This is a genomic window from Streptococcus sp. ACS2, from assembly GCF_000525585.1.
In the GTDB taxonomy this organism is placed as follows: Bacteria; Bacillota; Bacilli; order Lactobacillales; family Streptococcaceae; genus Streptococcus.
The window spans coordinates 34592-60806 of the sequence record NZ_JALT01000018.1 but is presented as its reverse complement, the minus strand read 5'-3'; the positions used below and the strand labels follow the sequence as shown (position 1 = coordinate 60806).

Sequence of the window (26215 nt, the reverse complement as noted above, 5' to 3'; positions counted from 1 at the left end):
CCCAAAGCAAAAAGCCTTGCAATCAAGGCTTTTCATTATCCCTTTCGTTCAAAGGTTTCTAAGCTTTTACGAGCAGAGCGACACACTCAGCGGTTCGCTATCTCCGTTCTGTCTGCGTGCTAGCACTTGTCAATCACGGACAGCTATCGCATGGGCGGAAGTAAATGCTAATCTTCGTCGTTTTACTCCTTGACTAGCAAACTTACCGCCTCAACATGTGGAGTTAGTCAACATCTATATTATATAACAAAAATGAGTGAGTTGTTGTTTAAAATTAAACTGTAGAATGAAAATATTTAAAAAAAGTAGATCACTTTTAGAAGTGTCCTACTTGTATTATTTTCATTTAAAAAGGTATAAATTCTCAACAAAAGGGGGTTACTCCCGCGCCTTCGGGAAGGAAAAAAAGAAATGGCGCAAAATCAAGGTTTTATTTTTGAAATTTACCAGAAAATACCCTTAATGAAAGTAACGTAGTTCTTGTTGATGGTCATAGTGTGTTCTATTGATGCACGTTCAACGGTTACTAGATTTAGGTTAAAATCGTTAAAGCCCATATCATAGTTTAAAAAAGCGATTATACAAAAACTTGTATATCGCTCTGTTTGTTCACTTACTTTGACAAAGTGGAGGTATCTATCCTCAAGGTCCTCAATGCATTCCATACTGCCAGTAGCGTTACACCAACATCTGCAAAGATGGCCTCCCACATATTAGAAATTCCCAATCCACTTAGAACCAAGAAAATTAGTTTAACTACAATAGCCAAGGTCATGTTTTGTTGGGCTATTCTGACTGTCTTTTTTGCCAGTCGAATGACTTGAGGAAGTTTTCCAAGGTCATCATCCATCAGTACAACATCTGCTGATTCAATGGCTGCGTCCGAACCTAGCCCTCCCATAGCAATACCAACATCTGCCCTAGCAAGAACCGGTGCATCATTCACCCCATCTCCAACAAAGGCAACAGCCTGCTGAGACTGAGTCAGAATTTCCTCAAATGTACTCACCTTATCCTGAGGCAAGCAATCTCCAAATGCATCATTAAAGGCAAATTGCTGTGCAAATTCATCAACCACTGCCTGACGATCGCCTGAAAGGAGAACCGTCTTTTTAATTCCGACTGCCTGTAAATCCTTCAAGGCCTCGATGCTCGTCTCCTTCACTTGGTCTGTGATAAGGAAATAGCCTAGAAAATGACTGTCCTCTGCCAAATAGAGAACTGTTCCTGTGCTGTCAATAGCTGGATAAGCAATCCCTTGAACTTCCATTAATCTAGCATTCCCAAGATAGAGCTGTCTGCCATCTACCCTACCGGACATGCCCTGCCCTGGTAGCTCGGTAATCTGACTCACCCTATTCTCGTCCACTTCCTGTCCATAGGCTGTTCGAATAGAGTTTGCGATTGGATGATTGGAATAGCTTTCCAGATGGGCAGCGAGGTACAGAATATCATCCTCGACACCTTCTGCGTTGACAACGGTATCCACCGCAAAGATACCTTTTGTAATTGTCCCCGTCTTATCAAATACGACCGTATCCAACTTGGCAAGAGCCTCTAAATAATTCCCACCTTTCACTAAGACACCTAATTTAGATGCTCCCCCTAGCCCGCCAAAGAAACTCATTGGTACCGAAACCGCAAGAGCACAAGGGCAAGAAATGACTAAAAAGGTAAGTGCCCGATAAAGCCAAGTCGACCACTCCCCTAAACCAAGCAAGGGAGGCAGGCTTGCAAGCAGAAAAGCGATTCCGACAACCACTGGTGTATACACACGCGAAAAACGTGTGATCATCCGTTCCGTCTCCGCTTTTTTATTGCTTGCATTTTCAACTAATTCCAAAATTTTGTTGACCGTTGATTGCGAAAAAGTCTTACTCACTTCAATTACCAATGGACTAGTCAAATTGATCACACCACTTGTAATGTCCTCACCAACGCCAATTTCCCTAGGCAGTGATTCTCCTGTCAAGGCTGACGTATCCAGAATAGAACGACCTTCTCTGACCAGACCATCTAGGGGCACCTTCTCCCCAGGCTTAACTAAAATATGGTCCGCAACCCTTACTGTTTCAGGGTCTACTTGAACGGTTTCTCCCCCCTCTAGTCTCCAAGCCTTATCCGACCGAATATCCATCAATCGTGCAATGGACTGACGAGATTGAGAGGTGGCCTTATCTTGGAAATACTCCCCAATCTGATAAAAAAGCATGACGGCTACTGCCTCTGGAAATTCTCCCAAGAGAAAGGCTCCTAAGGTCGCGATACTCATCAAAAAGTTTTCATCAAAAAGATTACCACGTTGAATATTTTGAACCATCTTGATAAGAACCTTATGGCCGATAATGATATATAGGGTCAGATAATAGACCAGACGAATCCAGAAATACTCCTCTGGCAGGAAAAAGCCGAAGGCAAATAGAATCATAACAGCAAGTAGCAGCTCTTTCGCCCAATCTCGTTTTTCTGGAAGTGCCTCTTCCTTTTTCTCACTGATAACTTCGATTCCAGGTTCAATAGCATCCACCAAGTCAATAATTTCCTTATCTATCCCATCTTCGCTTTTTGTTTCCAAAATCAGCTTTTGAGCTATCAGATTGACAGTGGCAGATTCTACCTGCTCCAATTGATTGACAGCACGTTCAATCTTAGCAGCACAATTGCCACAGTCAATTCCTCGAAGTTCATACTCTTTCTTCATGTTTTTCCTCTTTCAAATGTTTCAGTGTCAAAGACAAGACTGCTGCGACATGATCGTCCGCAAGTTCATAATAGGTCATCCTTCCTTTTTTCTCCCCCTTGACCAATTGGCAGTCCCGCAGATAGCGTAGTTGGTGAGAAATAGCAGACTTGGTCATCTGTAACGCAATCGCTAAGTCTCCGACACAAATTGGATTTTGCCGTACTGCTTGTAAAATCCGCAAACGAGTTGGGTCAGAAATCGCCTTAAAAAAATTGGACATATTTAGCAATGTAACGGTATCAAACTCCGTCTCATGGACCCCTTGAATTAAATCTGGATTACAAGCTGTTAAACACTGTGACATATTTTCTATTCCTCCTATACTAAAGTTGTATCAAGTAACATCATGATTAGAAATCCGGCCATAACCCCACCTGTCGCAATATCGGTATTCTTGTGCTCTTGAGCACCTGGCACAAGTTCTTCCACTGCAACATAAATCATGGCTCCCGCCGCAAATAAGAGAGCATAAGGTAGTAGCTGGGTCATAGACATAACAGCATAGGCCCCTAAAACAGCTGCAATCGACTCAACAATCGCTGACATGGCGCCATAGTAGAAAGCTGATTTCCTACTTCGCCCTTCTACCCGTAGTGGCAAGGACAAGGCAGAGCCTTCTCGAATATTTTGGATGCCAATTCCCAAGGCCAATCCAAGGGCACTCATTCACGTAAAGGAAAGTCTAGTTGCGAGATTTGCCACACTAGCAAATGCCACACCAACTGCTAAGCCCTCTGGTATATTATGAAACACTACCGCCAGATAAAGCAGCATGGTCTTTGATAAGGGTCTTTTGGGATTCAAAATCCCTTCCTTATCACTCATCTGATGATTCAAATGTAGGTCGGGAACCAAATAATTAATAAAGCGGATAAATAAGCCCCCGACAATAGAACCAACAGCCGTCGTCAACCAGTAAAATCTGTTCGTAGCTATTGACTGGCTATAGTCCAAAGAAGGGACAAGCAAAGGCCAGACTGCCACTGCCGTCATAATGCCCGCTGCCAAGCCCATCATCATATCCATGAATTTTTGATGAATGGTTTTGACAAAAAAGACCAAACTAGCACCGATAAGGGTACAAAACCAGTTGAATAAGCCAGCTAATAAAGCTTGCATTACTGGTGATAGAGAAGAAAAATTACATCTCATACCTCAATAATCGATGATTCAGTTGAACAACCACTCAACTATTATCATTATAGTTGAACACTCGCTCAATTGTCAAGGAAGAAAGTAAAAAAGCTATGAGAAATCCCCATAACTTTGTAAATTATTGAAGCAATCTCGTGTTCTTAGAGAATATCACAATGCCATAAAAAGCCCAAAGGACTATTTGGAATTATCATATCATATAACGCTTCGACACAATTTAACGATTACTATATTGAGAAACAAACTTTACTCCTCAAGAAAGTTAGATGTTCCCAATGCTATCCGTAAGAGTACTTAAAACCTTGAAACATACTGATTTCAAGGTTTTTATAACGTGTTATTGTATCACCTAATTTCTACTGATTTCCATAGATCAAACCTTTCGTGATTTTTTCATATAGGTGGGTACGTTTCTATTCCCTCAAACTCCTTGTCAATGGAAATAAAAACGTACCCACAGTGTAAATGGAAATAGAATTTGAGAATTCCTAACTATCACTTCCACTCACTCCAAAAATTACTTACTCTAATACTTCCCCACCATAAAGCAAAAAGCCTTGCAATCAAGGCTTTTCATTATCCCTTTCGTTCAAAGGTTCTAGGCTTTTACGAGCAAAGCTACACACTCCACGTGGTGCGTTTGCGGAAATAAATCAACCGGTTGTACTTTCTTCAATTCATATCCCAATTCTTGGTAGAGTTTGATATCACGCGCCATTGTTGCTGGGTTACATGAGACATAGGTAATCTTTTCAGGTTGCATGGCAACACTGGCTTTGATGAAGCTTTCTGTCAAGCCCTTGCGTGGTGGATCCACAATGATAACATCTGGTCTGATGCCATCCTTGCTCCACTTGGCCATGGCATTTTCAGCTGAGTCAGCCACATAGTTGGCGTTAGTAATGCCGTTGCGTTCTGCATTTTTCTTAGCATCTTCGACGGCTGTTTCAATGACTTCAACGCCATAGACTTCCTTGACCTGTTTGGCGAATGACAAACCGATTGTCCCGATACCTGAATAGGCATCAATAACAATACTGTCGCTGTTTAGGTCTGAGAAGTCAATGGCTGTTTGATAGAGTTTTTCAGCCATCTCGGTGTTAACCTGATAGAAAGACTGGGCAGAAATCTCATAGTCATTACCCAACATACTGTCTGTGATGGTGTCTTGACCATAAAGGGTGCGGAACTCCTTGCCAAAGATGGCGTTAGTGTTCTTATCGTTGATGTTTTGGATGATAGAAACAACATTTGGGAAGGCTTCCGTAATCTTAGCAATGACTTGGTCAATACGGAAAATTTTTGGTCTAGTCGTTACAAAGACCAGCATCATCTGACCTGAATAGTGGCCACGACGAACCACCAAATGACGAATTAACCCTGTCTGCTCCTTCTCATCATAAGGTTTGAGGTCATAGCGGCGAAGAAGATCACGGACAAAGACAATGAGTTTATCAATTTCCTTGTCTTGGATGAGGAAATCTTCAATTGGAATCAAGTCGTGAGAATTCTTGCGGTAGAAACCTGTTTCAAGCTGACCTTTAACACGGCGAACGGGCACTTGCGCCTTATTACGGTAGGCGTAAGGCGTCTCCATCCCCAATGTTTGAGCGACCTCTACGTCTGAGATACCTGCTGTCTTATAGAGGTTGTCCACAACTTGTTTACGCTTGAACTTGAGCTGCTCCTCGTAGGTCATATGGCCAAAATCAGCAATTCCTGAACGTAGATAGGTTGCATCAATGTCCTGATTGCGGTTTGGTGAAAGGGTCACATACTCCTCAACCTTACCAAAGCCGATATTTTTCTTGAGCTTAAGCACTCGCATCTTGATGATTTCGCCTGGAAGGGCATTATCCACGAAAAAGACAAAGCCATCCACCTTGGCAACGCCTGCTCCTTCATGTGTCAAATCGACAATTTCAACTTCTACAATAGCGTTTTTATTTAACATAATTCAACTTTCTTTACTCTTATAGGGCTTAAGCATATCTTCCAAAGCCTTTTACTACCCTCCATTATAGCACATATAAATCAAATTTATGGCTGGCCATAAATAATATAGATTTTTCAGAAAAGTCATACAGTGCTATCATAGGTCCATGACAAAAAATTAAACGACTCAGCCGCTTGGCTAGATGTCGTTTCTATATAAAGGAGAATAATCATGCCAGATATTACCATTCATACAATCGAAACTGCACCGGAAGAAGTCAAAGACGTCCTTCAAACAGTCAAAGATGCCAATGGGGGATACATTCCAAACTTGATTGGTCTCCTTGCTAATGCGCCAACTGCGCTTGAAACTTACCGTACTGTCGGTGAAATCAACCGTCGCAATTCATTGACACCAACTGAACGTGAGGTTGTTCAAATTACAGCTGCTGTTACTAACGGATGTGCCTTCTGTGTGGCAGGTCACACAGCCTTTTCAATCAAGCAAATCCAAATGACACCTCAACTTTTGGAAGCCCTTCGTAACCGTACACCAATCGAAGATGATCCAAAACTTGATACCCTTGCTAAATTCACTATTGCTGTGATCAATACCAAAGGTGCTGTTGGTGACGAAGCCTACAATGACTTCTTGGAAGCTGGCTACACTGCACAAAATGCCCTTGACGTTATCTTGGGTGTCAGCCTTGCAAGCTTGTGTAACTACGCTAACAATCTCGCACAAACACCAATTAACCCTGAACTTCAAGAATTCGCTTAATGCAAAGATAAACTGATAAAGATAAACTAGAGGAGGACCTAAGCCTATGTCACATTTTTCAAAAGAATTCCTTACTTGGTTGGACACCAACGCTGACCATATTGACCAAGAGTCTGGACCAATTGCGGACCAACTTCTTGAAAAAATTGCTGAAAACGACGTCTTTAAGATCGGCGTACCTGCTGAGTTTGATGGCCTAGGTGGTGGTCCTACTCAAGTTGTTGATGTGCTTAATGAATTGGCACAACATTCTTTGACAGCTTCCTTTATTTCTTGGGGACACCGTACTTTCATCGAGTATATCCTAGCTAGCGACAATGCTTACCCTCGTGAAACATGGTTGAAAGAATTGTATACCGGTGAGCGTGCTGGTGGAACTGGCTTGTCAAATGCGGTCAAATTCTTGTCAGATATTGAAGAATTGAATGTTACCATCAGTCAAGAAGGTGATGACTACTATCTCGATGGCCGTTTGCCTTGGGTAACTAACCTACGTTCTGATAAATTCGCCGCTCTCTTTGCTGCTGACTTTAAAGACGGTAGCCAACCTTGGATTATTACTATTCCATCTGAAGCTGAGGGCCTTAGCCGTTCTGAAGATTTGGAATTCGTTTCCCTTCAAGGTGCTAACACTGCTTCTCTTACTTTCGATCACGTTAAGTTAGATCCTAATTGGGTCCTTTCAAAAGAGGGTACAGACTATATTGCTAAAACACGTCCGAACTTCCTTGGCTTCCAGTTTGGTCTTGCCTTTGGTTTGGCACAACGTTCTCTTGATGAGGTTGAAGCTAGTCTAAACAGTAACCGTAGCGTTCTTCGTGAGGAATTTGAAGCAACACGTGGAAATCTTCTTGCTATTCAAGACCAACTCTTTGCGGGTCTTAATGATGCTAATTATTTCATTGAAAAACCACGTGAACTTTTCCAATTGCGTATCGATATTGTCGACGTCGTAGCCAACAGCCTGCTCCTCGAACTTCAGGCTAGTGGTGGTCGTGGCTATTTGAAAGAATCAGAGTCAAGCTTTATCCGTCGTTGGAATGAAGGCGTCTTCCTTCCAATTGTATCTCCGAGTGCGGTACAGCTTCGTCACATTCTTGCAGCTAGCTAGAAAGGTCGGTAGACCAATGAAGGTATTTTTTAAGAAAATTCCCTTGGCCCTATCTAGTCTAGTTCTTGCCCTCTTTAGTTTATCCAATCAAATAAACCACTATGCCCTGATTGCTCAGGGCATTTGGTTTCTGGCAAGTATAGGTTTTATGCTTATACTAGGACGCTTGATTCTTGGCTTTGAACAAGTAAGGGAAGATTTGCACAATCCAGTCATTGCTTCGGCCTTTGCTAGCTACTTTATGGCTGCCTTTCTCTTTGCCAGCCGCCTTCCACTAGCTCAAATAGGCTTAAGTGTGACTTGGGTTGGGCTCCTTGGACTTTATATTGCCTATATTATTTTTTTCAGTCTGCGTTTTATGCGCCCACTATCTTTGAACCAAGTCTTTCCAAGCTGGTTCGTGATCTACGTTGGACCTGCTATCAGTCTTGTGACAGTACCAGCTAGTGTTCCAACTAGCATCAAGGGACTTATTCTAGGAGTAACGGGATTAACGACTCTAGCCCTCTTTCCACTTGTTTTATGGAGAATGAAACAGATAGCCATCCCTCACCTATATCAGCCTATACTTGCTATTTTAGCAGCACCTCTGGCCCTTCTCATTACCAGCTCAATCAAGAGTAATCAAAGACCTGCAACTATCATTTTACTTGCCCTACTTTTATTCTCACAAGTATTCTTTTTCTATGCTCTTAATCTCTTTGTAAAACTGGTTAGAAAAGGCTTTATACCACTTTTTGCTGCTTTTAGCTTTCCCTTGGTCAATAGTGTCAATGCTTTTAAGGCAGCCACAACCAGTCTTGAGCTAGCCAATCCAGCTACCCAATTGGTTTATAAGGTAGAGTTCGTCATCGTTCTTGTTATCATGACCTATTTGCTCTATCATTTTCTAAAACTCTTATACAAGGCGCTTATACAAGCTCTTCATACCAAAAAAGAAGCAGGTTCAGTGTGAACCTGCTTCTTTTCTTATCTAAATCCTAGTTCTTTTAATTTTGCCTGGTAACTGTCAAAATCAATTTCGATTCCTTGACCGCCATACAAATCATAGCTGTCAATCCAATCACCATCTGAAGGAATGGTTTGCGAATTAATACCTTTTTTGAAACTACCAGCATTTGAAAGTCCCAAGTCCAACATGTCCGTCATACTCATATTGGTTGAGGTCAGTGAGTAAACCTTTCCCAAAGCCTCAGGCCCTTTGAAGAGGCTAAGTGGATTCTTAAGCTGCTTCATGACAGCCTGCATCACTTGTTGCTGGCGCTTGGTACGGCCATAATCTCCCTCGTCATCCTTACGGAAACGGGCGTAATTCAGAAGGGTGCGGCCATCCATATCTTGCTTACCAACTTTTATGGTTTGATTTGGCACGTGACCGTTTTTATCCATTTTCAAATCATCTGGAACTTGAACTGAAGACACTTTTTTACCATCAATGGTCGCAAACTTCGCATTGATTTCCACACCATTTGGAAAGAGGGTATCAACCCCTGTCGCAAAGGTTTCAAAGTCAACCATGGCATAGTACTTAATATCAATGTCAAAGTTTCGTTTGAGGGTCTCACGCATGAGTTCTGCCCCTTGATGATTATTTTGCTCACCAATATTGAAAGCCGTATTAAGTTTCAAGTCCTGAGAATAGTCGGTTTCTGAAGCCCCCTTGATATTGACCAAGGTATCTCGCATAAAGCTAACCATCTTAATCTTACCTTCTTTATTGCCCACATTGACAACCATGATGGAGTCCGTTCTGGCATCGGTAGAGTCTTGGCTAACTCGCTGGTCAGAACCTAGAATAAGGATATTAACCCCATCCTTGGTATCCTTACCATTAAAGGTCTCAACTACGGCAGGCTGGTAGGATTTACCATTATTACCTGCAGCAGAAAGGTCTGTCCCCTTGTAAAATTGATAGGCCATGGCTATCACTAGGAACACAACTCCAAGGCTCAAGCAACTAAGCACCAGCTTAACAACTTTCTTGAGCCTTCTCTTTTTCTTTGGTCGCTTCTTCTTGGCTACTTGCGACTTGGACCTTGGAGCCGACGTTGCTGAAGGAGTTGCTTGTCTTTGAACCTTTTTACGTTTAGGTTTACTTTGAGCGACTTCCTCCCGATAGACAGGCAAACCTTCCTCAGTTAGCTGATTGACAGACTCATAATCACGTTCTTGATAGTAGTCAGAACGATTGTCATAAGGCTGGCGCCATGCTGCTTGATAGTCCTCTCTTTGCGCTTGATACCGCCGCTCAGCTTCATAGGCATCCAACTTTCCTTGAAGATAATTGAATTCTGAGGCCTGCTGTCCATTCAGGTGAGCAAGATTTTTTAAAAGATAGCTGTAACGTAACCGTTCATGATGCGTAAACGGCCCATTGTTAGATTTGGTCATAAGATTTCCCTTTAAATTTCATAGACTTGGTAAGCACCCAAGATTTTATATCCAATTCCAACTGCAGTCAGCTCTTCAAGAGCGAACTGAGCCAACTTTTCCTTTGTATAATCACAATCAATAATAAAGAAATACTCGCCAAGTACCGTCTTCAAAGGACGACTTTCTATCTTGGTCAAGTCAATGCCTCGCCAGGCAAAGGTCGATAAGGCCTTGTAAAGTGCCCCTGGCATATTGTCAGGCAGGGTCAAGGCCAGCGTTAATTTGCAATCAATCTGATTGAGCGGAATCTCAGGAACGGTGTTCCCCAACACCCAAAAGCGGGTATAATTCTTTTCAATCTCCTGAATATCCTTAGCCAAGATTTGAAGACCGTATTCCTTAGCAGCTGCATGCGGAGCGATGGCCGCATATGGCTGATCTGGATTATCAGCGACAAAACGCGCCGCAAAGGCTGTACTTGCTGTTGTCTCAATCTTGGCATGTGGAAAATGCTGTTTAATATACTTTTTCCCTTGGGCAATAGCCTGTGGGTGTGAGAAGATTTTCTCAATTTTCTCATGATGTTTCGTCGCCATCAACTGCTGCTTGATGGGCTGAACAATCTCTGCCACAGCACGAATATCGGCCTGATGGAAGAGATAGTCTAAACTCTCATGAACAGAGCCCTCAATGGAATTTTCCACCGGAATGACCGCATAATCCACACGTCCCTCTTCATAAGACTTGATAACCTCGGTAATGGTCCCTAGAGAAACCAATTCTGCCTCAGGAAAAGCCTTTAAGGCTGCATTATGCGTAAACGACCCACTAGGGCCCAAATAACCTACATACATTTGATAAACCTTGCTACTTCTTCTGGCGTTCGGTTATCAACTGTGACAACCAAATCTGCTAAATCTTGATAGAGTGCCATTCGACCGTCATAAATAGCCTTAAAATCCTCTTTGGAATGATTGAGAAAGAGTGGGCGCTGATTCTTGGTATCCTTTTCAATGCGATCATAGACCACATCGAAAGAAGCATGGAGCCAAACGTTATGCTTACGATTTTTCGTCAAGAGCTGACGATTGCGCTCCGTCACAACGACACCACCTCCAGTAGAGATGATGACGTCATCTCCCTCTTGAAGGAGTTCCTCCAAAGTCTCAGACTCAATCTGACGAAAGGCTGCTTCACCTTCTTTTGCAAAAAAATCAGCAATGGGCATGCCGATTTTCTCCTCGATGACCTGATCCATATCCACGAAACGACCATCCAGGTATGGGGCAACGGAACTCTTACCAACTCCCATAAAGCCCAATAAAACCTTAGCCATGGAGCAATCCTTCCAAATCACTAAAGAAGCTTGGGTAACTTGTATTGATAGCTTCCGCACGTTGCAAGTCAACCTCACCATCTTGAACCAAAAGGGCAGCAATAGCTGTCATCATACCAATACGGTGGTCACCCAAGGTATTAACCTCTGCCCCATGAAGAGCCGTCTTACCAGTGATAATCATACCATCCTCAGTTGGTACAATATCAGCACCCATAGCATTCAAGGCATCCGCTACCACCTGAATACGGTCAGTCTCTTTGACCTTAAGTTCTTCAGCATCACGAATCACAGTCTCACCTTGGGCTTGTGTCGCCAAGAGTGTGATAATTGGAAGTTCATCAATCAAACGTGGAATGATATCTCCACCAATTTCAGTTCCTTTAAGTTCTGAAGTTTCAACCGTAATGGTCGCAGATTTAGCAACCTGGTCAATATCTGAAAGGGTAATCTTACCACCCATGTCTTTGATCACATCAATGATACCCGTACGCGTCTCATTGATACCAACATTTTCCAAGACAATCTTAGAGTTAGGTACCACAAGTCCTGCTACCAACCAAAAGGCAGCTGAAGAAATGTCACCTGGAACCACAACTTCTTGAGCAGTGAAAGTTTGGCCACCAGAAATACGAATTTCCTTGCCATCTACCTGAAGCTGACCACCAAACTGCTGAATCATATCTTCCGTATGATTACGTGTTTTTTCCTTCTCGATGATAACAGATTCGCCATCAGCTTGAAGAGCTGCAAAAATAAGGGCAGATTTAACCTGAGCAGAGGCCACAGGCAATTGGTAATGAATAGGTTTAAGAGACTTGCTACCATGCATTTTCAAAGGTGGCAAATCGCGATCCGTCTGACCTGATACCTCTACACCCATCTGACGCAAGGGAATGGTCACACGGTCCATAGGGCGTTTTGAAAGGGAATCATCCCCAAACATCTCTACATCGAAATCTTGACCAGCGAGCACACCTGAAATCAAGCGAATGGATGTTCCAGAGTTACCCATGTCCAATTTGTTTTGAGGAGCCTTGAGACCATCAAAACCAACACCGTGAATGCGAACCACATCACCGTCATCCTCGATAGTCACACCCAGATCACGAAAGACCTGCATGGTTGAGAGGACATCCTCACCTCGTAAAATATCACGAACAGTTGTCACACCTTTAGCAAGACTTCCGAACATAATCGAACGGTGACTGATTGACTTGTCACCAGGGATACGCAAGTTGCCATGAAGACCTTGTGCCTTGGTTTCTAGTTTCATAGGTTACTCCTGAAAATTTTATAGTTGCTCTTATTATACCATAATTAAAAGCCTAACCATAGACTGAATTGTCAAAATATTCACTCTCTAGTATTAGTATACTTTTCTCTTAGCAAGGCAACTGCCTCTTGAACACGGTTCCGAATTAAGTTAGCAGACTCCTCCAAGAGACGATCTTCCTCAGCCGACAAAGACAAGTGAACAGGAGCAACCACCCCTTGACGTCCTAAAATAACTGGATAGCCAAGATAGGTCTGATAGGCTTCTTGATAGCTCGATACCGCCACTTCTTCTTGAGCATCAGAAAGGATAATGGCCACTAAACGAAGAGCCGCACTGGCAATGCCGTATGAAGTATAGCCCTTACCATAAAAGACCTTGTGACCACCCTTCATAGAAGCCATAAAAAGATTTTGACGCTCTTCTTCACTGGTCAATGCTGTAATATCTTGACCTTTGACCTTGACTTGACTCCAGGCTGTAAATTGGGAATTCCCATGTTCGCCAAGATTGTAGCCGGATACTGATTTTGGATTGACTGATAAATCATCTCCTACCGCTGCCTTCATTCTAGCTGTATCGAGTAGAGTCCCTGTCCCAATCACACGTTCTCTTGGCCAACCTGTGAACTCTTGATAGAGGGCTGATACGGCATCTACAGGGTTTGAGATAACCAAGAGTATGCCTTTAAAATCCAATTTTTTGAGTTCCTGAGAAACCTGATAAACAGCTTCTCGGGTAAATGGAAATTCAGCAAAACGGTCCTCACCGGCATTATGCTGTAACTGAATATTTCCAAGGGATGAAATAATCACATCAGCATCTTCAAGTGCTGCATAATCATTAACCACGATGTTGGCATAGCTAGGCAGATTGGCCATAGCATCTTTAAAATCCTGGGCATCCGCCTCAGCCTTTTTCTCATTGATATCTATAAAGACATAACTATCAGCCAAACCTTGAGCAATAGCTCCATGAGCTACCGCAGCTCCAACATTTCCCATACCAATAATTCCAATTTTACGAGCCATCATTTTCCTCCTTAATATTTGATCTTCATTCTTAGAGAATCTCTTTTGAATGCAGAAAAGGGCCTGTCAACCGACACACCCTCTCTGATTAGCTATTCAATTCTTGCAAAGGTTTGAAGATGATACGTTCAATATCATTCAAATAAACAGACAAGCCTTGTTGTGCAGCCAAGTATTCTTTCAAAAGGTCATTAGCTTCCACTTTTTGCCCCAATTCTTGAACAGCTGCTTGTTCTTCTGCTGTTGGCATTGTACCAGCTTGCATTTTAGCATAGAAATCCTCTTGGAAATCAGTGAACTCTTTGAAAAGAGCACTAGCCTCAGCATCAGCTGCGATAGCTTCTTTTTTCTCTACCAAAGTTTTGTACTCAGGAAGGGCACGAATGCCACGTTCCAACTCATTTGCTAAATCATAAATATTTGTCATTTTATTCTCCTAGGCGATCACCACATGATAGTCTGTATTGGCTTCAATAACAGTCTTAGCATGTGTACGATCTTTTTCATTTTTAAAAGTAATTTGAAGGATACCGTGAATATCTTCACGATTTTCTTCATTGATACGAAGGTTAACCAAAGACGTTCCTCGCAACAATTCCATAATGCTAAGGATAACGTCCTCACGGTCAGGCACATCCACGAAAATATCGAAGGCACTTTCCACGCCACCTTTTTTGTGGATTTCCATCTCTTTACGCTTCTTACGACCATTGTCAAAGAACTCCCAAATGGCATTCTCATCCTCAGCCTTAATCAAGTCAGCCACATGGTCCAAACGTTTTTTGAAATCTTCAATACGATCCAAAACAGCAAGCCCATTAGTCATGAGAATGGAAGCCCACATACCCGGTTCACTCTCAGCAATACGGGTCATATCTCGGAATCCCCCAGCCGCAAAGTGATTAGTCATCTCGTGAGCCTGAGCATAATCAGCAGCCTGCTCCATAAGACCTGATGCCAACAGGTGTGGAAAATGACTGATTTGACTGGTTACACGGTCGTGTTCAGCCGCATCAATCTCCACAAAACGTGACTTAAGCCCAGACAAGATGTCCTTAAGCTCTGGGATAGTTGTCTCTCTTGTCAAACTTGTCGGTGTGAAAATATAATAGGCGTTCTCAAAAAGCGTCACGTCAGCTGCTATAGCCCCTGATTTATGGGAACCAGCCATAGGGTGGGAACCTACAAACTGAACATTTTTACCTGTTAGGTAACGTTCAGCTGCCTCAACGATATCCAACTTAGTAGACCCTGCGTCTGTGATGATGACATTATCTTTGAGATCTAAGTCAGCCAATTCCTGCAAGTAGGCCACAGTTTGCTTAATTGGCACTGCAAGGATAATCACATCAGCAAGTGGGGCAAACTCTTTGAAATCACTGGTTGCACAGTCAACGATACCACGCTCAAGCGCAATATTTCGAGAATAGTCAGAGCGATTATATCCAAGAATCTCATAATCAGGGTGGTCTCTTTTAATCCCTAAAGCCAAGGAACCACCAATTAATCCCAATCCTGCGATATAAATTGTTTTCTTACTCATTACTACTCCCATCTATTGTCTGATGTTGCTTAAAAGTTTTTCACATAGTCACGGTGACGTGCTACCGCTTCTTTCAATTCTTCCATGTTATCGGAAGAGAATTTGTCCAAGATTTCATTAGCTAGGACTGTAGCAACTACGGATTCCATAACAACACCTGCTGCCGGCAAGGCCGTTGGATCTGAACGCTCAACTGTTGCCTTGTAAGGTTCGTGTGTTTCGATATCTACTGACATCAAAGGCTTGTAAAGGGTTGGAATGGGTTTCATAACCCCACGCACCACAATCGGTTGTCCATTGGTCATACCACCTTCGAAACCACCAAGATTGTTAGTGCGACGTGTATAACCATCCTCTTCATTCCAGAGAATCTCGTCCATCACTTGAGAGCCCTTGAGGTAGCCATCTTTGAAACCAAGACCAAATTCCACACCCTTGAAGGCATTGATGGATACAACTGCTTGAGCAATCTTAGCATCAAGTTTTGTATCCCATTGCACATAAGAACCAAGACCAACAGGAACACCACCAACGATAGTTTCAACGACACCACCGATTGTGTCTCCCTCTTTTTTGATTTGGTCAATGTAATCTTTAATCTCTTGTTCACGTTCTTGGTTAACAACTGAAATTTCTGATTGTTGAGCCAATTCCTTGATTTGAGCTACCGTTAAATTCTCAGGCACATCAATTTCCTTACCACCAAAGACAACAACATGGTTAGCAATTTCAATATCGAGCTCAGCCAAGATACGTTTAGCGACAGCACCTACTGCCACACGCATAGTTGTTTCACGCGCACTAGAACGCTCCAAGGAATTACGCAAATCATCGAAACGGTATTTCATTCCACCAACCAAGTCAGCATGTCCTGGACGTGGGTGAGTGATTTTACGTTTGGTTTTCAAACGGTCTTCAATGTCTTCCACAGCCATGATGTCCAACCATTTTTGATGGTCCTTATTGATAACATGAAGGGTAATCGGAGCCCCTGTTGTTTTCCCATGACGAACACCAGAAGTGATTTCAACTTTATCAGACTCAATTTTCATACGGCCACCACGACCATAACCACCTTGGCGGCGTTTCAAATCAGCATTGATATCTTCAGCCGTCAAGGGAAGACCAGCTGGAACACCTTCAATAATTGCTGTTAAACGTGGGCCATGAGACTCACCTGCTGTTAAATATCTCATTTATTTCTCCAAGTACTCTTTCATTTCAACTAAAGGAATCTGATTGATAGCTGCCTTACCAATCTCTGGAACGATAACTGTCTTAATGCTATTGCCACGAGCTTTTTTATCATGTGTGAGGGCTGTATAGAGCTCCTCAACACGCCATGGCTCATAGTCTACTGGCAAGCCAAATTTGACACACATCTCAGCGATTTGACGTGTGATCCCCTTAGGCATCAGACCTTTTTCCTCAGCAACTCGTGAAATCTGAACCATTCCGATAGCTACCGCTTCACCGTGCATGACTTTACCGTAACCAGCTGTTTGTTCAACGGCATGCCCAATCGTATGACCAAAGTTTAGGTACATACGGACACCACCTTCAAACTCATCTTCGACCACAATTTTACGCTTCACATTACATGAACGGTAAATAATGGTTTCTGAGTTTTCTAGGATACTGTGAACCGAACCATCAATGCTTTCAAGGAGGTGCCAAAGTTCAGGATCGTCAATCAAACCGTATTTGACAACCTCACCCATACCTTCGATCAATTCACGTTTACCAAGTGACTCAAGGACATTAGGGTCAATCAAAACCCCATCAGGCTGAGCAAAAGTTCCCACGATATTTTTAGCAAATGGTGTGTTCACACCCGTCTTACCGCCAATAGATGAATCCACTTGGGCAGTGAGACTAGTTGGAACCTGAACGAAGTGAATGCCACGCATATAAGTTGAAGCAACAAAGCCTGCCAAGTCACCAACAACACCGCCACCAAGAGCAAGAATACCATCACTACGAGTCATGCCATTCTTAATCAAAAACTCATAAGCCTTGTTAACAGTTTTTAGATTTTTACTCGCTTCACCTTCTAGAAAATCAAAAACGACAACCTCAAAACCTTCGTGCTCCAAGCTAAGCTTAACTCTTTCAGCGTATAAGCCACCCACATGGTTGTCTGTAATAAGGGCAATCTTTTGTGGTTCCCAAAGTGACTTCACCCATTGACCGACAGTCTTAAGGGCTCCTTTTTCAATAATAATGTCATAAGGGTTATGTGTTAAATTTACCTCTAGTTTCATCGTCGTCCCCTCCTAGCTATTGTAAATATTTTCTAATTCCTGCCAAATGGCGTCTGTTGGCATGTCCTTGCCTGTCCACAATTTAAAGGCACCTGCTGCTTGATGAAGCAACATGCCAAGTCCATTCACAGCCTCTATTCCCTGTTTCCTAGCTAAGGCCAAGAAAGGTGTTTCAAAAGGCTGATAAATGATATCAGCAACCAAGAGTCCCTTAGGAAATTTTGTATCTGTAGGAATAGGCAAGGATGCGCCATACATACCTACACTCGTCGCATTCACCAATAAATCAGCCTGGCCTAGTTCCTCTTTAAAATACTTAAGATCATTTAAAGCATGAAACTCCAAGTGACAAGTTGTCTGTTCAAGTAAGGACTTAAAGCTCTCTTTTGCCTTATCCAATGACTGAGGACGAACATAGACACTTACTTTTTTGGCACCATCAAGAACTGCCTGCGTCACAATAGCTTTAGCCGCACCACCAGCACCCAAAATCATCAGATGGGCATCTTTAGGGCTAAAGTTCTTTAGACTAGCAAAAAAGCCAAAACCGTCCGTATTATGACCAGTCAAACGCCCATCACGATTAACAACTGTATTGACAGCACCAATCAGTTGAGCTGCAGGACTAATCTCATCCAAAAAAGGAATGACTGCTTCCTTATATGGCATGGACAAATTGATACCGAACATGTCGTAACGTCTAATATTTTTAACTGTCTCGGCTAGGTCTGATTCCGGAATCTCCCAGGCCACATAAACACCATTAACTTGTGTCTTCTCAAAGGCCGAATTATGAATGAATGGCGAAATCGAATGCTTGATTGGATTGGCGACAACAGCTGCTAGGCGTGTGTGTCCATCAATCTGCATCCAAAACCTCCCTGATTCTGCGCATATCTGCTAAACTAATTTGTCCTGGAGCACTGGCATTATCAAGACTGGCAAAGGTCCATGATGACCCTATCAAGTCGCCCGCAAAACGTGACAAACGACCTAGTTTACCCATTGACATGGTCACAAACTCCTGCTCAGGATTAAAGGCCTTAAAGCCACGTGTGAAGTTCATAAGGTCGAGAACATCCTGCTCATTCTTAGGCATAACTGCCACCTTAACCACTCGTGGTGTCAAGTTTGCCATCTCAGACAAAAGTTCCATGAGGTTTTCAGGTGTCTCCTCAAAGTTATGATAAGACAAAACCAAGTTTGAAAATTCGAGCATTTGATCAAAGACAGCCTTACGTGTGAAATACTCAAAATCAATATAATCTGGCGAATAAATCGCAGCTACATCCTTAATCAGTGCGACATATTCCGCATCCGTTAACTCAAGCCTACCACCTTCACGCGTTGTACGGATGGTAAAGACAATCTCAAAGCCTGCGAATTTCTCGAAAATAGCCGGAGCAACCGTTAAGATACTATCCTTATCTAAAAAATCTGCACGCCATTCAATAATGTCTGTCCCCTCAAAACGAGACAGTTCAAGCGCTTGTGCCTCCTCTAAACTAGTTGGCATAATCGGAACTACAATTTTCATTTATTTACCTTTATTGTGTATACTTTCAAATAATTTGATGTTGGATCATTAGGATTGACGGTAAAATCCGCTGGTAATTGTTGCAGGTTAACGAAGTCCGCTGAAACATCTCCCAAGCCCTTACGTAGTTGTTTCTTAAACTGTTGCACTGTCATATTAGCAGCATTGGTACTTGCGATGATTGTCCCATGCTCTGATAAAATATCAAGACTTTGTGCAATTAACTTGTGGTAATCCTTATTTGCTGAGAAAGTGCGTTTCTTATTTCGAGCAAAGCTTGGCGGATCGATGACGATAAGGTCATAAGATAAGCCTTTTTTCTTTGCATATTTGAAATAATCGAAGACATCCATCACGACCAAGCGATGATTTTCCATACTGAAACCATTAGCTTCAAAATGAGCCGTCGATAATTCACGTGAACGCTTAGCCAAATCAACTGATGTCGTTTCAACCGCTCCACCCATAGCCGCAGCAACTGAAAAAGCTGCCGTATAGGAGAACATATTCAAAACTGATTTCCCCAAAGCTAAGCCATTAACTAAACCATCACGCACTTCATGCTGATCAAGGAAAATCCCCGTCATTAGCCCATCATTGAGGAAAACTTCATAAGTTACCCCATTTTCTAAAATGGTGAAGGTATCAGCCGCCTCTTGCCCAAAAAGATGGTCTGATTCGAAATCAAGACCCTTGAAGCGGATTTTCTCATAGCCTCCCAAGACCTCAGGAAAGACCATTTGGAAAGCCTCTACAATATCATTTTTCAAGGAATAAACAAAGGCATTGTACCATGAAAAGAGGGCATAATCCCCATATAAATCAATTGTGAGACCACCAAAATCGTCACCATCTTGGTTGAAAAGACGAAAAGCTGTCGTCAACTCATTATCATAATAGGATTGACGTTTGGACTTAGCCCTTTCAAAAAGGCCTTGAAAATAAGTCACTGTCAATTGTTGTTTTTTAGGGGACAGAAACCATCCTATCCCCTTATTTTGACTTGACAAATAGCCCGTTCCTAAAAAGTCTTTGGATTGGCTATACAGATAAACCAACTGATTATTTTCAGTTATATTTGGAAAATCTTCAGCTAAAAGAAGCTGTTTTCCTTGTTTGATTTTTTTCTCCGCAAAGGGACTTACCGTCAATATGCTCATGTTACTATTATACCAAAAAAATGCTATTATTTCTGTTTCGTGACTAGATTTTATCAATTATATGTCAAGGAATATCACACTCAATGGCAGTAAATTTTTGAGAGTCATTATCATATTTGGTATAATGATTAAGATAATATAGAATCAAAGGAAGTATTACTTTGAAAAAAATTACTGAAGCCTTTTGGAAAGGAGTTTCATCAAGACTTGGATTTATCCTCTTGTTACTCTTCTTTTACTGGCTAAAAACCATATTCGCTTATTACGTCAACATTAATCTTGAGTTGGAAAGCAGATATCAGGTTATGCTTTCGCTGATTAACCCTATTCCACTAGGATTAATGCTTCTAGGTTTAGGACTATACTTCAAGAAACGACGTTTCTTTTATAGTATTACCATTGCTATCTATGTCATCCTTAACCTCTTACTTATCGCTAATGTGATTTACTTTGGAGAGTTTACAGACTTCATCACTGTAAATACCATCCTAGCAAGTTCTAGTTCGGCAGCAGGACTAGGAGACTCCGCCAAGAACCTTCTTGAGCCAAGCTATCTCTTCTACCTGATTGATGTACCTTTCTTCATCTATGCTGGTTTCAGGAAGAAGCTTAAGATGGACAGCAAGCCATTTAACAAACGAGCTAGTTTTGCCGTTACTGCACTGTCGACACTCCTTCTCTCAGTTAACCTCTTCTTAGCGGAAGTTAACCGTGGCGAGTTGTTGACACGTGGTTTCTCAAATAACTATATTGTTCGTGCTATGGGGATTCCCTTCTTCACAGCCTATTCTGGTAACTTAACTTATCAGGCCTCACAGGCTCGTTCGTCTGCAACAGCTGAGGATATGAAAAAGGTTGAAGCTTACGTTAAAGAGCACTATGCAGCACCTGATCCTAAGTATTACGGAATTGCTAAAGGAAGAAACGTCATCGTTATTCACCTGGAAAGCTTCCAACAGTTCCTCATTGATTACAAGCTCAAAGTAGACGGTCAAGACTATGAGGTTACACCATTCATCAATTCCATTTACCACTCAAACGAAACTCTAGCCTTTTCAAACTTCTTCCACCAAGTAAAATCAGGGAAAACTTCTGATGCTGAAACCTTGATGGAAACGTCTCTCTTTGGACTAAGTACAGGGTCATACATGGTAAACTATGGTGGTACCAATACAGCCTATGCTGCGCCATCTATCCTAGCTCAAACAGGTGACTATACGTCAGCTGTTTTCCACGGAAACACTGGATCCTTCTGGAATCGTAACAATACCTATAAACAATGGGGGTATAACTACTTCTTTGACTCATCAGCCTTCACTGAAAAAACTGATGAAAACTCCTTCCAGTATGGTCTAAATGACAAGTACATGTTCCCAGATTCCATCAAGTATCTGGAACAAATGCAACAACCTTTCTACGTTAAATACCTTACAGTATCTAACCACTACCCATATACTTCTCTCTCAGGCGATGAAAAGGAACAAGGTTTCCCACTTGCCGAAACAAAAGACGAGACAGTCAACGGATATTTTGCAACAGCTAACTATCTTGACTCAGCAATCAAAGACTTTTTTGATTACCTCAAGGAAACCGGTCTTTACGATAACTCGATTATTGTCATGTACGGTGACCACTATGGTATCTCTGATACACGAAGCAGCAATCTCGCTGAACTTCTCGGTAAGAACCCTGAAACTTGGTCAAACTATGATAAAGCCATGCTTCAACGTGTTCCTTACATGATTCATATTCCAGGCTATACTGGTGGTGGTATCTCTAACACCTTTGGTGGTGAGGTTGATGCCCTTCCAACTCTCCTTCACGTTCTTGGCGTTGACACTAGCTCTTATATCCAGATGGGACAAGACCTCCTATCTCCTGATAATAAGCAAACCGTCGCATTTAGAACCTCAGGTCAATATGTTACTCCTCAATACACCAGCTACTCTGGTCGACTTTATAACACTCAAACAGGGGAAGAAATTACCAACCCTGATGAGACAACTAAAAAAGATAACGAAGCCATTCGTAAGGCAGTAGCAACTCAGCTTTCGATGAGTGACGCTGTTCAAACAGGTGACCTTCTTCGTTTCTATACGCCAAACGGTTTGAAGCATGTTGATTCTAGCAAGATTTCCTACACTAAACAGATGGATCAACTAAAAGAAATCAATAAAAAGCTGAAAGATAAATCAACCAGCCTCTACAAACAAAAAGGCAATAAATCGACAGCTGATCTATTCAAGACCCCATCTTACAAGGAACTACATCCTGCAGAATCTGAATCAAGCTCAAGTTCAAGTGAATCAGAGTCTAGTAGCTCTTCAACGGAACAACAATAAGCCTTAAAAGCAGTCCTATTTGGACTGCCTTTTTAGATTAAACAATTATCAATCGTACTTAACTAGAAAATCATAATCCTCATAGCACTCGCCTCAAACATATTTCTTGCTAGTTTGCTATAAGCGTGATTAAATAGAGTTTGTAAGAAAACTTATAAAGGAGAACAGATATGAATCCAATGGACCTATTTAACCAAGTAAAAGAAATGATCGAAAAGAAAGATTTCGAAGCTGCTAAAAAGTTTGTCGATGACAATAAAGATGATTTGGGCGAGTACTTCGACCAAGCTAAATCTCTTGTGTCAGGCAACGAAATGGTCAGTGGCGCTTTAGACAAGATTAAAGGTCTATTCTAAGACGAAATCCCCGCAGTCAATAGGATTGCGGGGGCTTTTTATGTCTAGAAGTCCCATTTAGAGACGGTGCCTAGCTTAGTCAAAAGTTCTTTAGAACAAGCAAAAAAAGAGATTCCCTAAGGAACCTCTTTTTATTCTATATGACTATAGAATTATTTTTTCAAGTTGTAGAATGATTTCAAACCACGGTATTCTGCAACTTCACCAAGTTGGTCTTCGATACGAAGCAATTGGTTGTATTTAGCGATACGGTCAGTACGTGACAATGAACCTGTCTTGATTTGACCAGCGTTAGTTGCAACTGCGATATCAGCGATTGTTGAATCTTCAGTTTCACCTGAACGGTGTGATACTACTGCTGTGTATCCAGCTTCTTTCGCCATTTCGATAGCGTCGAAAGTTTCAGTCAAAGTACCGATTTGGTTAACTTTGATAAGGATTGAGTTAGCAGCGTGTTCTGCAATACCTTTTTCAAGGTAAGCTGTGTTAGTTACGAAGAAGTCGTCACCAACCAATTGAACTTTACCACCAAGACGTTCAGTAAGAGCTTTCCAACCGTCCCAGTCGTTTTCGTCCATACCATCTTCGATAGTGATGATTGGGTATTTGTTAACCAATTCTTCAAGGTAGTCGATTTGTTCTGCAGCAGTACGAACAGCAGCGCCTTCACCTTCAAATTTAGTGTAGTCGTAAACTTTACGTTCTGCATCGTAGAATTCAGATGATGCACAGTCAAATCCGATAAATACGTCTTTACCTGGTACATATCCAGCAGCTTCGATAGCTTTGATGATAGTTTCAACACCATCTTCAGTTCCGTCGAAACGAGGTGCGAAACCACCTTCGTCACCTACGGCTGTTTCAAGTCCACGTTCTTTAAGGATTTTCTTAAGTGCGTGGAAGATTTCAGCACCCCAACGAAGAGCTTCTTTGAATGTTGGTGCACCAGCAGGTACGATCATGAATTCTTGGAAAGCGATTGGAGCGTCTGAGTGAGAACCACCGTTGATGATGTTCATCATTGGAGTTGGAAGAACTTTAGTGTTGAATCCGCCAAGGTAGCTGTAAAGTGGAACTTCAAGGTAGTCAGCAGCTGCGCGTGCTACAGCGATAGACACACCAAGAATAGCGTTGGCACCAAGTTTACCTTTGTTTGGAGTACCGTCAAGAGCGATCATTGCGCGGTCAATACCTTGTTGATCACGTATGTCGAATCCGATGATGTGTTCAGCAATAACGTTGTTTACGTTATCAACTGCTTTTTGAGTACCAAGACCACCGTAACGAGCTTTGTCACCATCACGAAGTTCTACTGCTTCGTGTTCACCAGTTGAAGCTCCTGAAGGAACCATACCGCGACCGAATGCACCAGATTCAGTGTAAACTTCTACTTCAAGTGTTGGGTTACCGCGTGAGTCAAGGACTTCGCGTGCGTAAACATCAGTAATAATTGACATTACAATACTCTCCTTATGAGTTAAAATTTTTTACACCTATATATTACCATAATATCAAGGCTTAAGCAAATTAAAACCAGAATTTTCTAGCGATTTTCTATTTTTTAATATTTTCAATTGTTTTTGAAAATCTCAGAAAACGACCCGAATGAAAAGGAATTCAAAATATTGTATAATACAAGTAGAAAACTTACAGGAGATTCCTATGACTTCACTTGAAAACAAAGTACTCCAATGCGCTAGTGGCGAAAAACGCCTTAATCCCGATGAACTTCGTCAGTATTTTGGAACCTATGCGGAACGTGTAGTCCTAGCTGTTCTATTGGAAAATGCTGAAAAGAAAACTGTAATTGACCATTTTCCGCAGATTTTAAAAGACTTGCAAGCCGTTTACCCGAATCTTAGTCTCAAGCTATCGCCAAAATTAGCTGACCAGATACAATTTACCTATATCAAAGCGGCTCAAGCACTCAACATTTCAGCTACTATCGTGGACGAGGCCAAGGCCCATTCACCATACGGTCTTATTGTACATAGTAATCAAGCAGAGAATCTTGATAAAGTGTTATTTTCAGAGCTCTATCCTGATATCCTTGCTCCTAAAGAAACTGAACCTGCCACTGAAAAAAAGGGATTTTTCGCTAAACTATTTGGAAAATAAAAGCTGACGCAACGTCAGCTTTTTCTTATATCACAATGTTTTACTGAGCTTGATGAGATTCCCAATATTGAGTCCTGTTCGATAGAGATTCTCCTTAGCAGCAGCTAAAACTTGGTCTAAGTCTGCTACTTGACCAATAATGGGAAAGGCAGCTGAAATACCTGCTACCGGAAAATCAGGCAAGTCATCTTTCAGACTACCGCAGATAGCAATGACAGGAATAGCTGATGGTGTCCGCCTAGCTACCCCGACCGGTGCCTTACCAGACAAGGACTGGCTATCCATACGTCCTTCTCCTACTATAACCAAATCAGCAGACTTCACACGTTGGTCAAAATCAACACAATCAAGTACAAAGTCAATCCCTGATTTAACTTCTGCATCTGCAAAGGCCACCAGACCTGCAGCCATACCTCCTCCCGCCCCTGAACCAGCCAGTTTTAAAACTTCTGGAGCAAAGTCAGTGTAAAATTGTGACATATCTTGGTCAACTTTTTTAAATTGTGAAGGAGACAAGCCTTTTTGTCCACCAAAAATATAGGTCGCTCCATCTTGACCACACAAGGGGTTATCTACGTCAGTAATCAGATGAATAGTAATACCAGACAAATCAATCTTATTTTTAGAGGATACCTTTTTAATAAGACCAAGATTAGCACCTATTGGCTCAAGCTCCTGTCCCTGAGAGTCATAAAAACGATAACCCAATCCATATGCCATACCAATACCACCATCATTGGTAGCAGACCCACCTACGCCTATGATAAAATCTCGGATGCCAGATTGAACCAAATGAACAATTACTTCACCCACGCCTTGTGTCGTTAGAGCTAGAGGATTTCGTTTATCCTTAGGAATCTGTTCCAAGCCACAAATCGCAGCCATTTCAAAAACGGCAGTCTGGCCATTGCTGGCAAAAGAAACACTTCCGTCACTTGTATAGGCATGAGGAATCTTGATACTTTTCTTCTCAAGATTTAGATTTTCAGCAAGAGCATCTAAGGTGCCCTCGCCACCATCACCTATTGGCATGAGGTCAAACTCAGTGTCGGGTAAGGCCTTTTCAAAGCCCAATTTAAGAGCTAAGGCGACCTCTTTTGCAGACAAACTTTCCTTAAACGAATCAGGTGCAATCAAAATTCGCATGATGTCCT

Annotated in this window: 24 protein-coding genes and 1 pseudogene; 7 read left to right on the top strand and 18 right to left on the bottom strand. The window is 42.0% G+C overall.

Translation table 11 applies throughout. The features are described 5' to 3' along the window. Window positions 1-193 (top strand): hypothetical protein (locus HMPREF1517_RS10620; RefSeq protein ID WP_232219555.1); only part of this gene is annotated, 193 nt, incomplete at its 5' end. A 420-nt stretch (window positions 194-613) separates the two neighbouring features. Here the strand turns inward: HMPREF1517_RS10620 and HMPREF1517_RS02970 are convergent. From HMPREF1517_RS02970 to rlmD, 4 genes and pseudogenes are all read right to left on the bottom strand, one after another. Further along, a complete protein-coding gene (locus tag HMPREF1517_RS02970) occupies window positions 614-2701 on the bottom strand; it encodes a heavy metal translocating P-type ATPase (protein ID WP_037599273.1) in 2088 nt (695 codons plus the stop codon). Beyond that, window positions 2685-3047 (bottom strand): ArsR/SmtB family transcription factor, encoded by a 363-nt coding sequence (locus HMPREF1517_RS02965; RefSeq protein WP_002890511.1) that lies wholly within the window; start codon window positions 3045-3047, stop codon window positions 2685-2687. The genes HMPREF1517_RS02970 and HMPREF1517_RS02965 overlap by 17 nt, the downstream gene beginning before the upstream one ends. A gap of 14 nt (window positions 3048-3061) precedes the next feature. Further along, window positions 3062-3895: pseudogene (locus tag HMPREF1517_RS10615) on the bottom strand (ZIP family metal transporter). 601 nt (window positions 3896-4496) lie between these two features. Continuing rightward, on the bottom strand, window positions 4497-5852 hold the full coding sequence (rlmD, locus tag HMPREF1517_RS02955; RefSeq protein WP_037599272.1) for a 23S rRNA (uracil(1939)-C(5))-methyltransferase RlmD: 1356 nt from the start codon (window positions 5850-5852) through the stop codon (window positions 4497-4499). 213 nt (window positions 5853-6065) lie between these two features. Between rlmD and HMPREF1517_RS02950 the strand changes: the two genes are divergently transcribed. Genes HMPREF1517_RS02950 through HMPREF1517_RS02940 form a run of 3 tightly spaced genes read left to right on the top strand, consistent with a single transcriptional unit; the run spans window position 6066 to window position 8680 of the window. Next, window positions 6066-6614: a carboxymuconolactone decarboxylase family protein gene (locus HMPREF1517_RS02950; protein WP_002885920.1), complete on the top strand. Its 549-nt coding sequence runs from the start codon at window positions 6066-6068 to the stop codon at window positions 6612-6614. A 46-nt stretch (window positions 6615-6660) separates the two neighbouring features. After that, on the top strand, window positions 6661-7725 hold the full coding sequence (locus HMPREF1517_RS02945; RefSeq protein ID WP_004182902.1) for an acyl-CoA dehydrogenase family protein: 1065 nt from the start codon (window positions 6661-6663) through the stop codon (window positions 7723-7725). A 16-nt stretch (window positions 7726-7741) separates the two neighbouring features. After that, entirely contained in the window at window positions 7742-8680 is a 939-nt protein-coding gene (locus HMPREF1517_RS02940) for an ethanolamine utilization protein EutJ (protein ID WP_037599271.1), read from the top strand. Window positions 8681-8694: 14 nt separating this feature from the next. Here HMPREF1517_RS02940 and HMPREF1517_RS02935 read toward each other — a convergent pair whose 3' ends face one another. The 12 genes from HMPREF1517_RS02935 to HMPREF1517_RS02880 all read right to left on the bottom strand — a co-directional run bounded on the left by HMPREF1517_RS02935 (window position 8695) and on the right by HMPREF1517_RS02880 (window position 20245). Further along, entirely contained in the window at window positions 8695-10116 is a 1422-nt protein-coding gene (locus tag HMPREF1517_RS02935) for an LCP family protein (protein WP_037599270.1), read from the bottom strand. 11 nt (window positions 10117-10127) lie between these two features. After that, window positions 10128-10952, bottom strand: coding sequence for a prephenate dehydratase (gene pheA, locus HMPREF1517_RS02930; RefSeq protein ID WP_002890467.1), 825 nt, complete (start codon window positions 10950-10952; stop codon window positions 10128-10130). After that, window positions 10943-11434 carry a shikimate kinase gene (locus HMPREF1517_RS02925; RefSeq protein WP_037599269.1) on the bottom strand — a complete coding sequence of 164 codons (492 nt, stop codon included), beginning with the start codon at window positions 11432-11434 and terminating at the stop codon, window positions 10943-10945. The genes pheA and HMPREF1517_RS02925 overlap by 10 nt, the downstream gene beginning before the upstream one ends. Continuing rightward, window positions 11427-12710 (bottom strand): 3-phosphoshikimate 1-carboxyvinyltransferase, encoded by a 1284-nt coding sequence (gene aroA, locus HMPREF1517_RS02920; RefSeq protein ID WP_037599268.1) that lies wholly within the window; start codon window positions 12708-12710, stop codon window positions 11427-11429. The genes HMPREF1517_RS02925 and aroA overlap by 8 nt, the downstream gene beginning before the upstream one ends. 80 nt (window positions 12711-12790) lie before the next feature. Then, the gene (locus HMPREF1517_RS02915) at window positions 12791-13741 is read right to left on the bottom strand and encodes an L-lactate dehydrogenase (protein WP_037599266.1); all 951 of its coding nucleotides are present in this window, start codon (window positions 13739-13741) and stop codon (window positions 12791-12793) included. A gap of 88 nt (window positions 13742-13829) precedes the next feature. Beyond that, window positions 13830-14168, bottom strand: a complete 339-nt coding sequence (locus HMPREF1517_RS02910; protein WP_037599265.1) for a YlbF/YmcA family competence regulator — start codon at window positions 14166-14168, stop codon at window positions 13830-13832. Window positions 14169-14177: 9 nt separating this feature from the next. After that, window positions 14178-15284: a prephenate dehydrogenase gene (locus tag HMPREF1517_RS02905; RefSeq protein WP_037599264.1), complete on the bottom strand. Its 1107-nt coding sequence runs from the start codon at window positions 15282-15284 to the stop codon at window positions 14178-14180. 29 nt (window positions 15285-15313) lie between these two features. Next, window positions 15314-16480 carry a chorismate synthase gene (gene aroC / locus HMPREF1517_RS02900; protein ID WP_037599262.1) on the bottom strand — a complete coding sequence of 389 codons (1167 nt, stop codon included), beginning with the start codon at window positions 16478-16480 and terminating at the stop codon, window positions 15314-15316. Continuing rightward, the gene (gene aroB / locus HMPREF1517_RS02895) at window positions 16481-17548 is read right to left on the bottom strand and encodes a 3-dehydroquinate synthase (RefSeq protein ID WP_003094132.1); all 1068 of its coding nucleotides are present in this window, start codon (window positions 17546-17548) and stop codon (window positions 16481-16483) included. Window positions 17549-17560: 12 nt separating this feature from the next. Continuing rightward, on the bottom strand, window positions 17561-18418 hold the full coding sequence (locus HMPREF1517_RS02890) for a shikimate dehydrogenase (RefSeq protein WP_037599261.1): 858 nt from the start codon (window positions 18416-18418) through the stop codon (window positions 17561-17563). Continuing rightward, on the bottom strand, window positions 18408-19085 hold the full coding sequence (gene aroD / locus HMPREF1517_RS02885) for a type I 3-dehydroquinate dehydratase (protein ID WP_037599260.1): 678 nt from the start codon (window positions 19083-19085) through the stop codon (window positions 18408-18410). The genes HMPREF1517_RS02890 and aroD overlap by 11 nt, the downstream gene beginning before the upstream one ends. After that, window positions 19082-20245, bottom strand: a complete 1164-nt coding sequence (locus HMPREF1517_RS02880; protein WP_037599259.1) for a class I SAM-dependent rRNA methyltransferase — start codon at window positions 20243-20245, stop codon at window positions 19082-19084. The genes aroD and HMPREF1517_RS02880 overlap by 4 nt, the downstream gene beginning before the upstream one ends. A gap of 161 nt (window positions 20246-20406) precedes the next feature. On the opposite strand from HMPREF1517_RS02880, the gene HMPREF1517_RS02875 reads away from it, so the two are divergent. Together HMPREF1517_RS02875 and HMPREF1517_RS02870 are read left to right on the top strand one after the other, a co-directional pair. Next, window positions 20407-22587 (top strand): LTA synthase family protein, encoded by a 2181-nt coding sequence (locus HMPREF1517_RS02875; RefSeq protein ID WP_037599255.1) that lies wholly within the window; start codon window positions 20407-20409, stop codon window positions 22585-22587. 170 nt (window positions 22588-22757) lie between these two features. Further along, window positions 22758-22943 (top strand): hypothetical protein, encoded by a 186-nt coding sequence (locus HMPREF1517_RS02870; protein WP_002890454.1) that lies wholly within the window; start codon window positions 22758-22760, stop codon window positions 22941-22943. Window positions 22944-23095: 152 nt separating this feature from the next. Here HMPREF1517_RS02870 and eno read toward each other — a convergent pair whose 3' ends face one another. After that, window positions 23096-24400 carry a surface-displayed alpha-enolase gene (eno, locus tag HMPREF1517_RS02865; protein WP_037599254.1) on the bottom strand — a complete coding sequence of 435 codons (1305 nt, stop codon included), beginning with the start codon at window positions 24398-24400 and terminating at the stop codon, window positions 23096-23098. 205 nt (window positions 24401-24605) lie between these two features. Here eno and HMPREF1517_RS02860 point away from each other — a divergent pair, with 205 nt between their 5' ends. Next, window positions 24606-25061 (top strand): YueI family protein, encoded by a 456-nt coding sequence (locus tag HMPREF1517_RS02860; protein WP_037599253.1) that lies wholly within the window; start codon window positions 24606-24608, stop codon window positions 25059-25061. 30 nt (window positions 25062-25091) lie between these two features. Here HMPREF1517_RS02860 and HMPREF1517_RS02855 read toward each other — a convergent pair whose 3' ends face one another. After that, the gene (locus HMPREF1517_RS02855) at window positions 25092-26207 is read right to left on the bottom strand and encodes a glycerate kinase (RefSeq protein WP_037599251.1); all 1116 of its coding nucleotides are present in this window, start codon (window positions 26205-26207) and stop codon (window positions 25092-25094) included. Window positions 26208-26215: the final 8 nt, after the last annotated feature.

What these genes read in the sequence shown, in the direction of transcription:
- HMPREF1517_RS02970 (WP_037599273.1), bottom strand. Translation starts at nt 2,701, where the DNA reads ATGAAGAAAGAGTATGAACTTCGAGGAATTGACTGTGGCAATTGTGCT.
- HMPREF1517_RS02965 (WP_002890511.1), bottom strand. Translation starts at nt 3,047, where the DNA reads ATGTCACAGTGTTTAACAGCTTGTAATCCAGATTTAATTCAAGGGGTC.
- rlmD (WP_037599272.1), bottom strand. Translation starts at nt 5,852, where the DNA reads ATGTTAAATAAAAACGCTATTGTAGAAGTTGAAATTGTCGATTTGACA.
- HMPREF1517_RS02950 (WP_002885920.1), top strand. Translation starts at nt 6,066, where the DNA reads ATGCCAGATATTACCATTCATACAATCGAAACTGCACCGGAAGAAGTC.
- HMPREF1517_RS02945 (WP_004182902.1), top strand. Translation starts at nt 6,661, where the DNA reads ATGTCACATTTTTCAAAAGAATTCCTTACTTGGTTGGACACCAACGCT.
- HMPREF1517_RS02940 (WP_037599271.1), top strand. Translation starts at nt 7,742, where the DNA reads ATGAAGGTATTTTTTAAGAAAATTCCCTTGGCCCTATCTAGTCTAGTT.
- HMPREF1517_RS02935 (WP_037599270.1), bottom strand. Translation starts at nt 10,116, where the DNA reads ATGACCAAATCTAACAATGGGCCGTTTACGCATCATGAACGGTTACGT.
- pheA (WP_002890467.1), bottom strand. Translation starts at nt 10,952, where the DNA reads ATGTATGTAGGTTATTTGGGCCCTAGTGGGTCGTTTACGCATAATGCA.
- HMPREF1517_RS02925 (WP_037599269.1), bottom strand. Translation starts at nt 11,434, where the DNA reads ATGGCTAAGGTTTTATTGGGCTTTATGGGAGTTGGTAAGAGTTCCGTT.
- aroA (WP_037599268.1), bottom strand. Translation starts at nt 12,710, where the DNA reads ATGAAACTAGAAACCAAGGCACAAGGTCTTCATGGCAACTTGCGTATC.
- HMPREF1517_RS02915 (WP_037599266.1), bottom strand. Translation starts at nt 13,741, where the DNA reads ATGGCTCGTAAAATTGGAATTATTGGTATGGGAAATGTTGGAGCTGCG.
- HMPREF1517_RS02910 (WP_037599265.1), bottom strand. Translation starts at nt 14,168, where the DNA reads ATGACAAATATTTATGATTTAGCAAATGAGTTGGAACGTGGCATTCGT.
- HMPREF1517_RS02905 (WP_037599264.1), bottom strand. Translation starts at nt 15,284, where the DNA reads ATGAGTAAGAAAACAATTTATATCGCAGGATTGGGATTAATTGGTGGT.
- aroC (WP_037599262.1), bottom strand. Translation starts at nt 16,480, where the DNA reads ATGAGATATTTAACAGCAGGTGAGTCTCATGGCCCACGTTTAACAGCA.
- aroB (WP_003094132.1), bottom strand. Translation starts at nt 17,548, where the DNA reads ATGAAACTAGAGGTAAATTTAACACATAACCCTTATGACATTATTATT.
- HMPREF1517_RS02890 (WP_037599261.1), bottom strand. Translation starts at nt 18,418, where the DNA reads ATGCAGATTGATGGACACACACGCCTAGCAGCTGTTGTCGCCAATCCA.
- aroD (WP_037599260.1), bottom strand. Translation starts at nt 19,085, where the DNA reads ATGAAAATTGTAGTTCCGATTATGCCAACTAGTTTAGAGGAGGCACAA.
- HMPREF1517_RS02880 (WP_037599259.1), bottom strand. Translation starts at nt 20,245, where the DNA reads ATGAGCATATTGACGGTAAGTCCCTTTGCGGAGAAAAAAATCAAACAA.
- HMPREF1517_RS02870 (WP_002890454.1), top strand. Translation starts at nt 22,758, where the DNA reads ATGAATCCAATGGACCTATTTAACCAAGTAAAAGAAATGATCGAAAAG.
- eno (WP_037599254.1), bottom strand. Translation starts at nt 24,400, where the DNA reads ATGTCAATTATTACTGATGTTTACGCACGCGAAGTCCTTGACTCACGC.
- HMPREF1517_RS02860 (WP_037599253.1), top strand. Translation starts at nt 24,606, where the DNA reads ATGACTTCACTTGAAAACAAAGTACTCCAATGCGCTAGTGGCGAAAAA.
- HMPREF1517_RS02855 (WP_037599251.1), bottom strand. Translation starts at nt 26,207, where the DNA reads ATGCGAATTTTGATTGCACCTGATTCGTTTAAGGAAAGTTTGTCTGCA.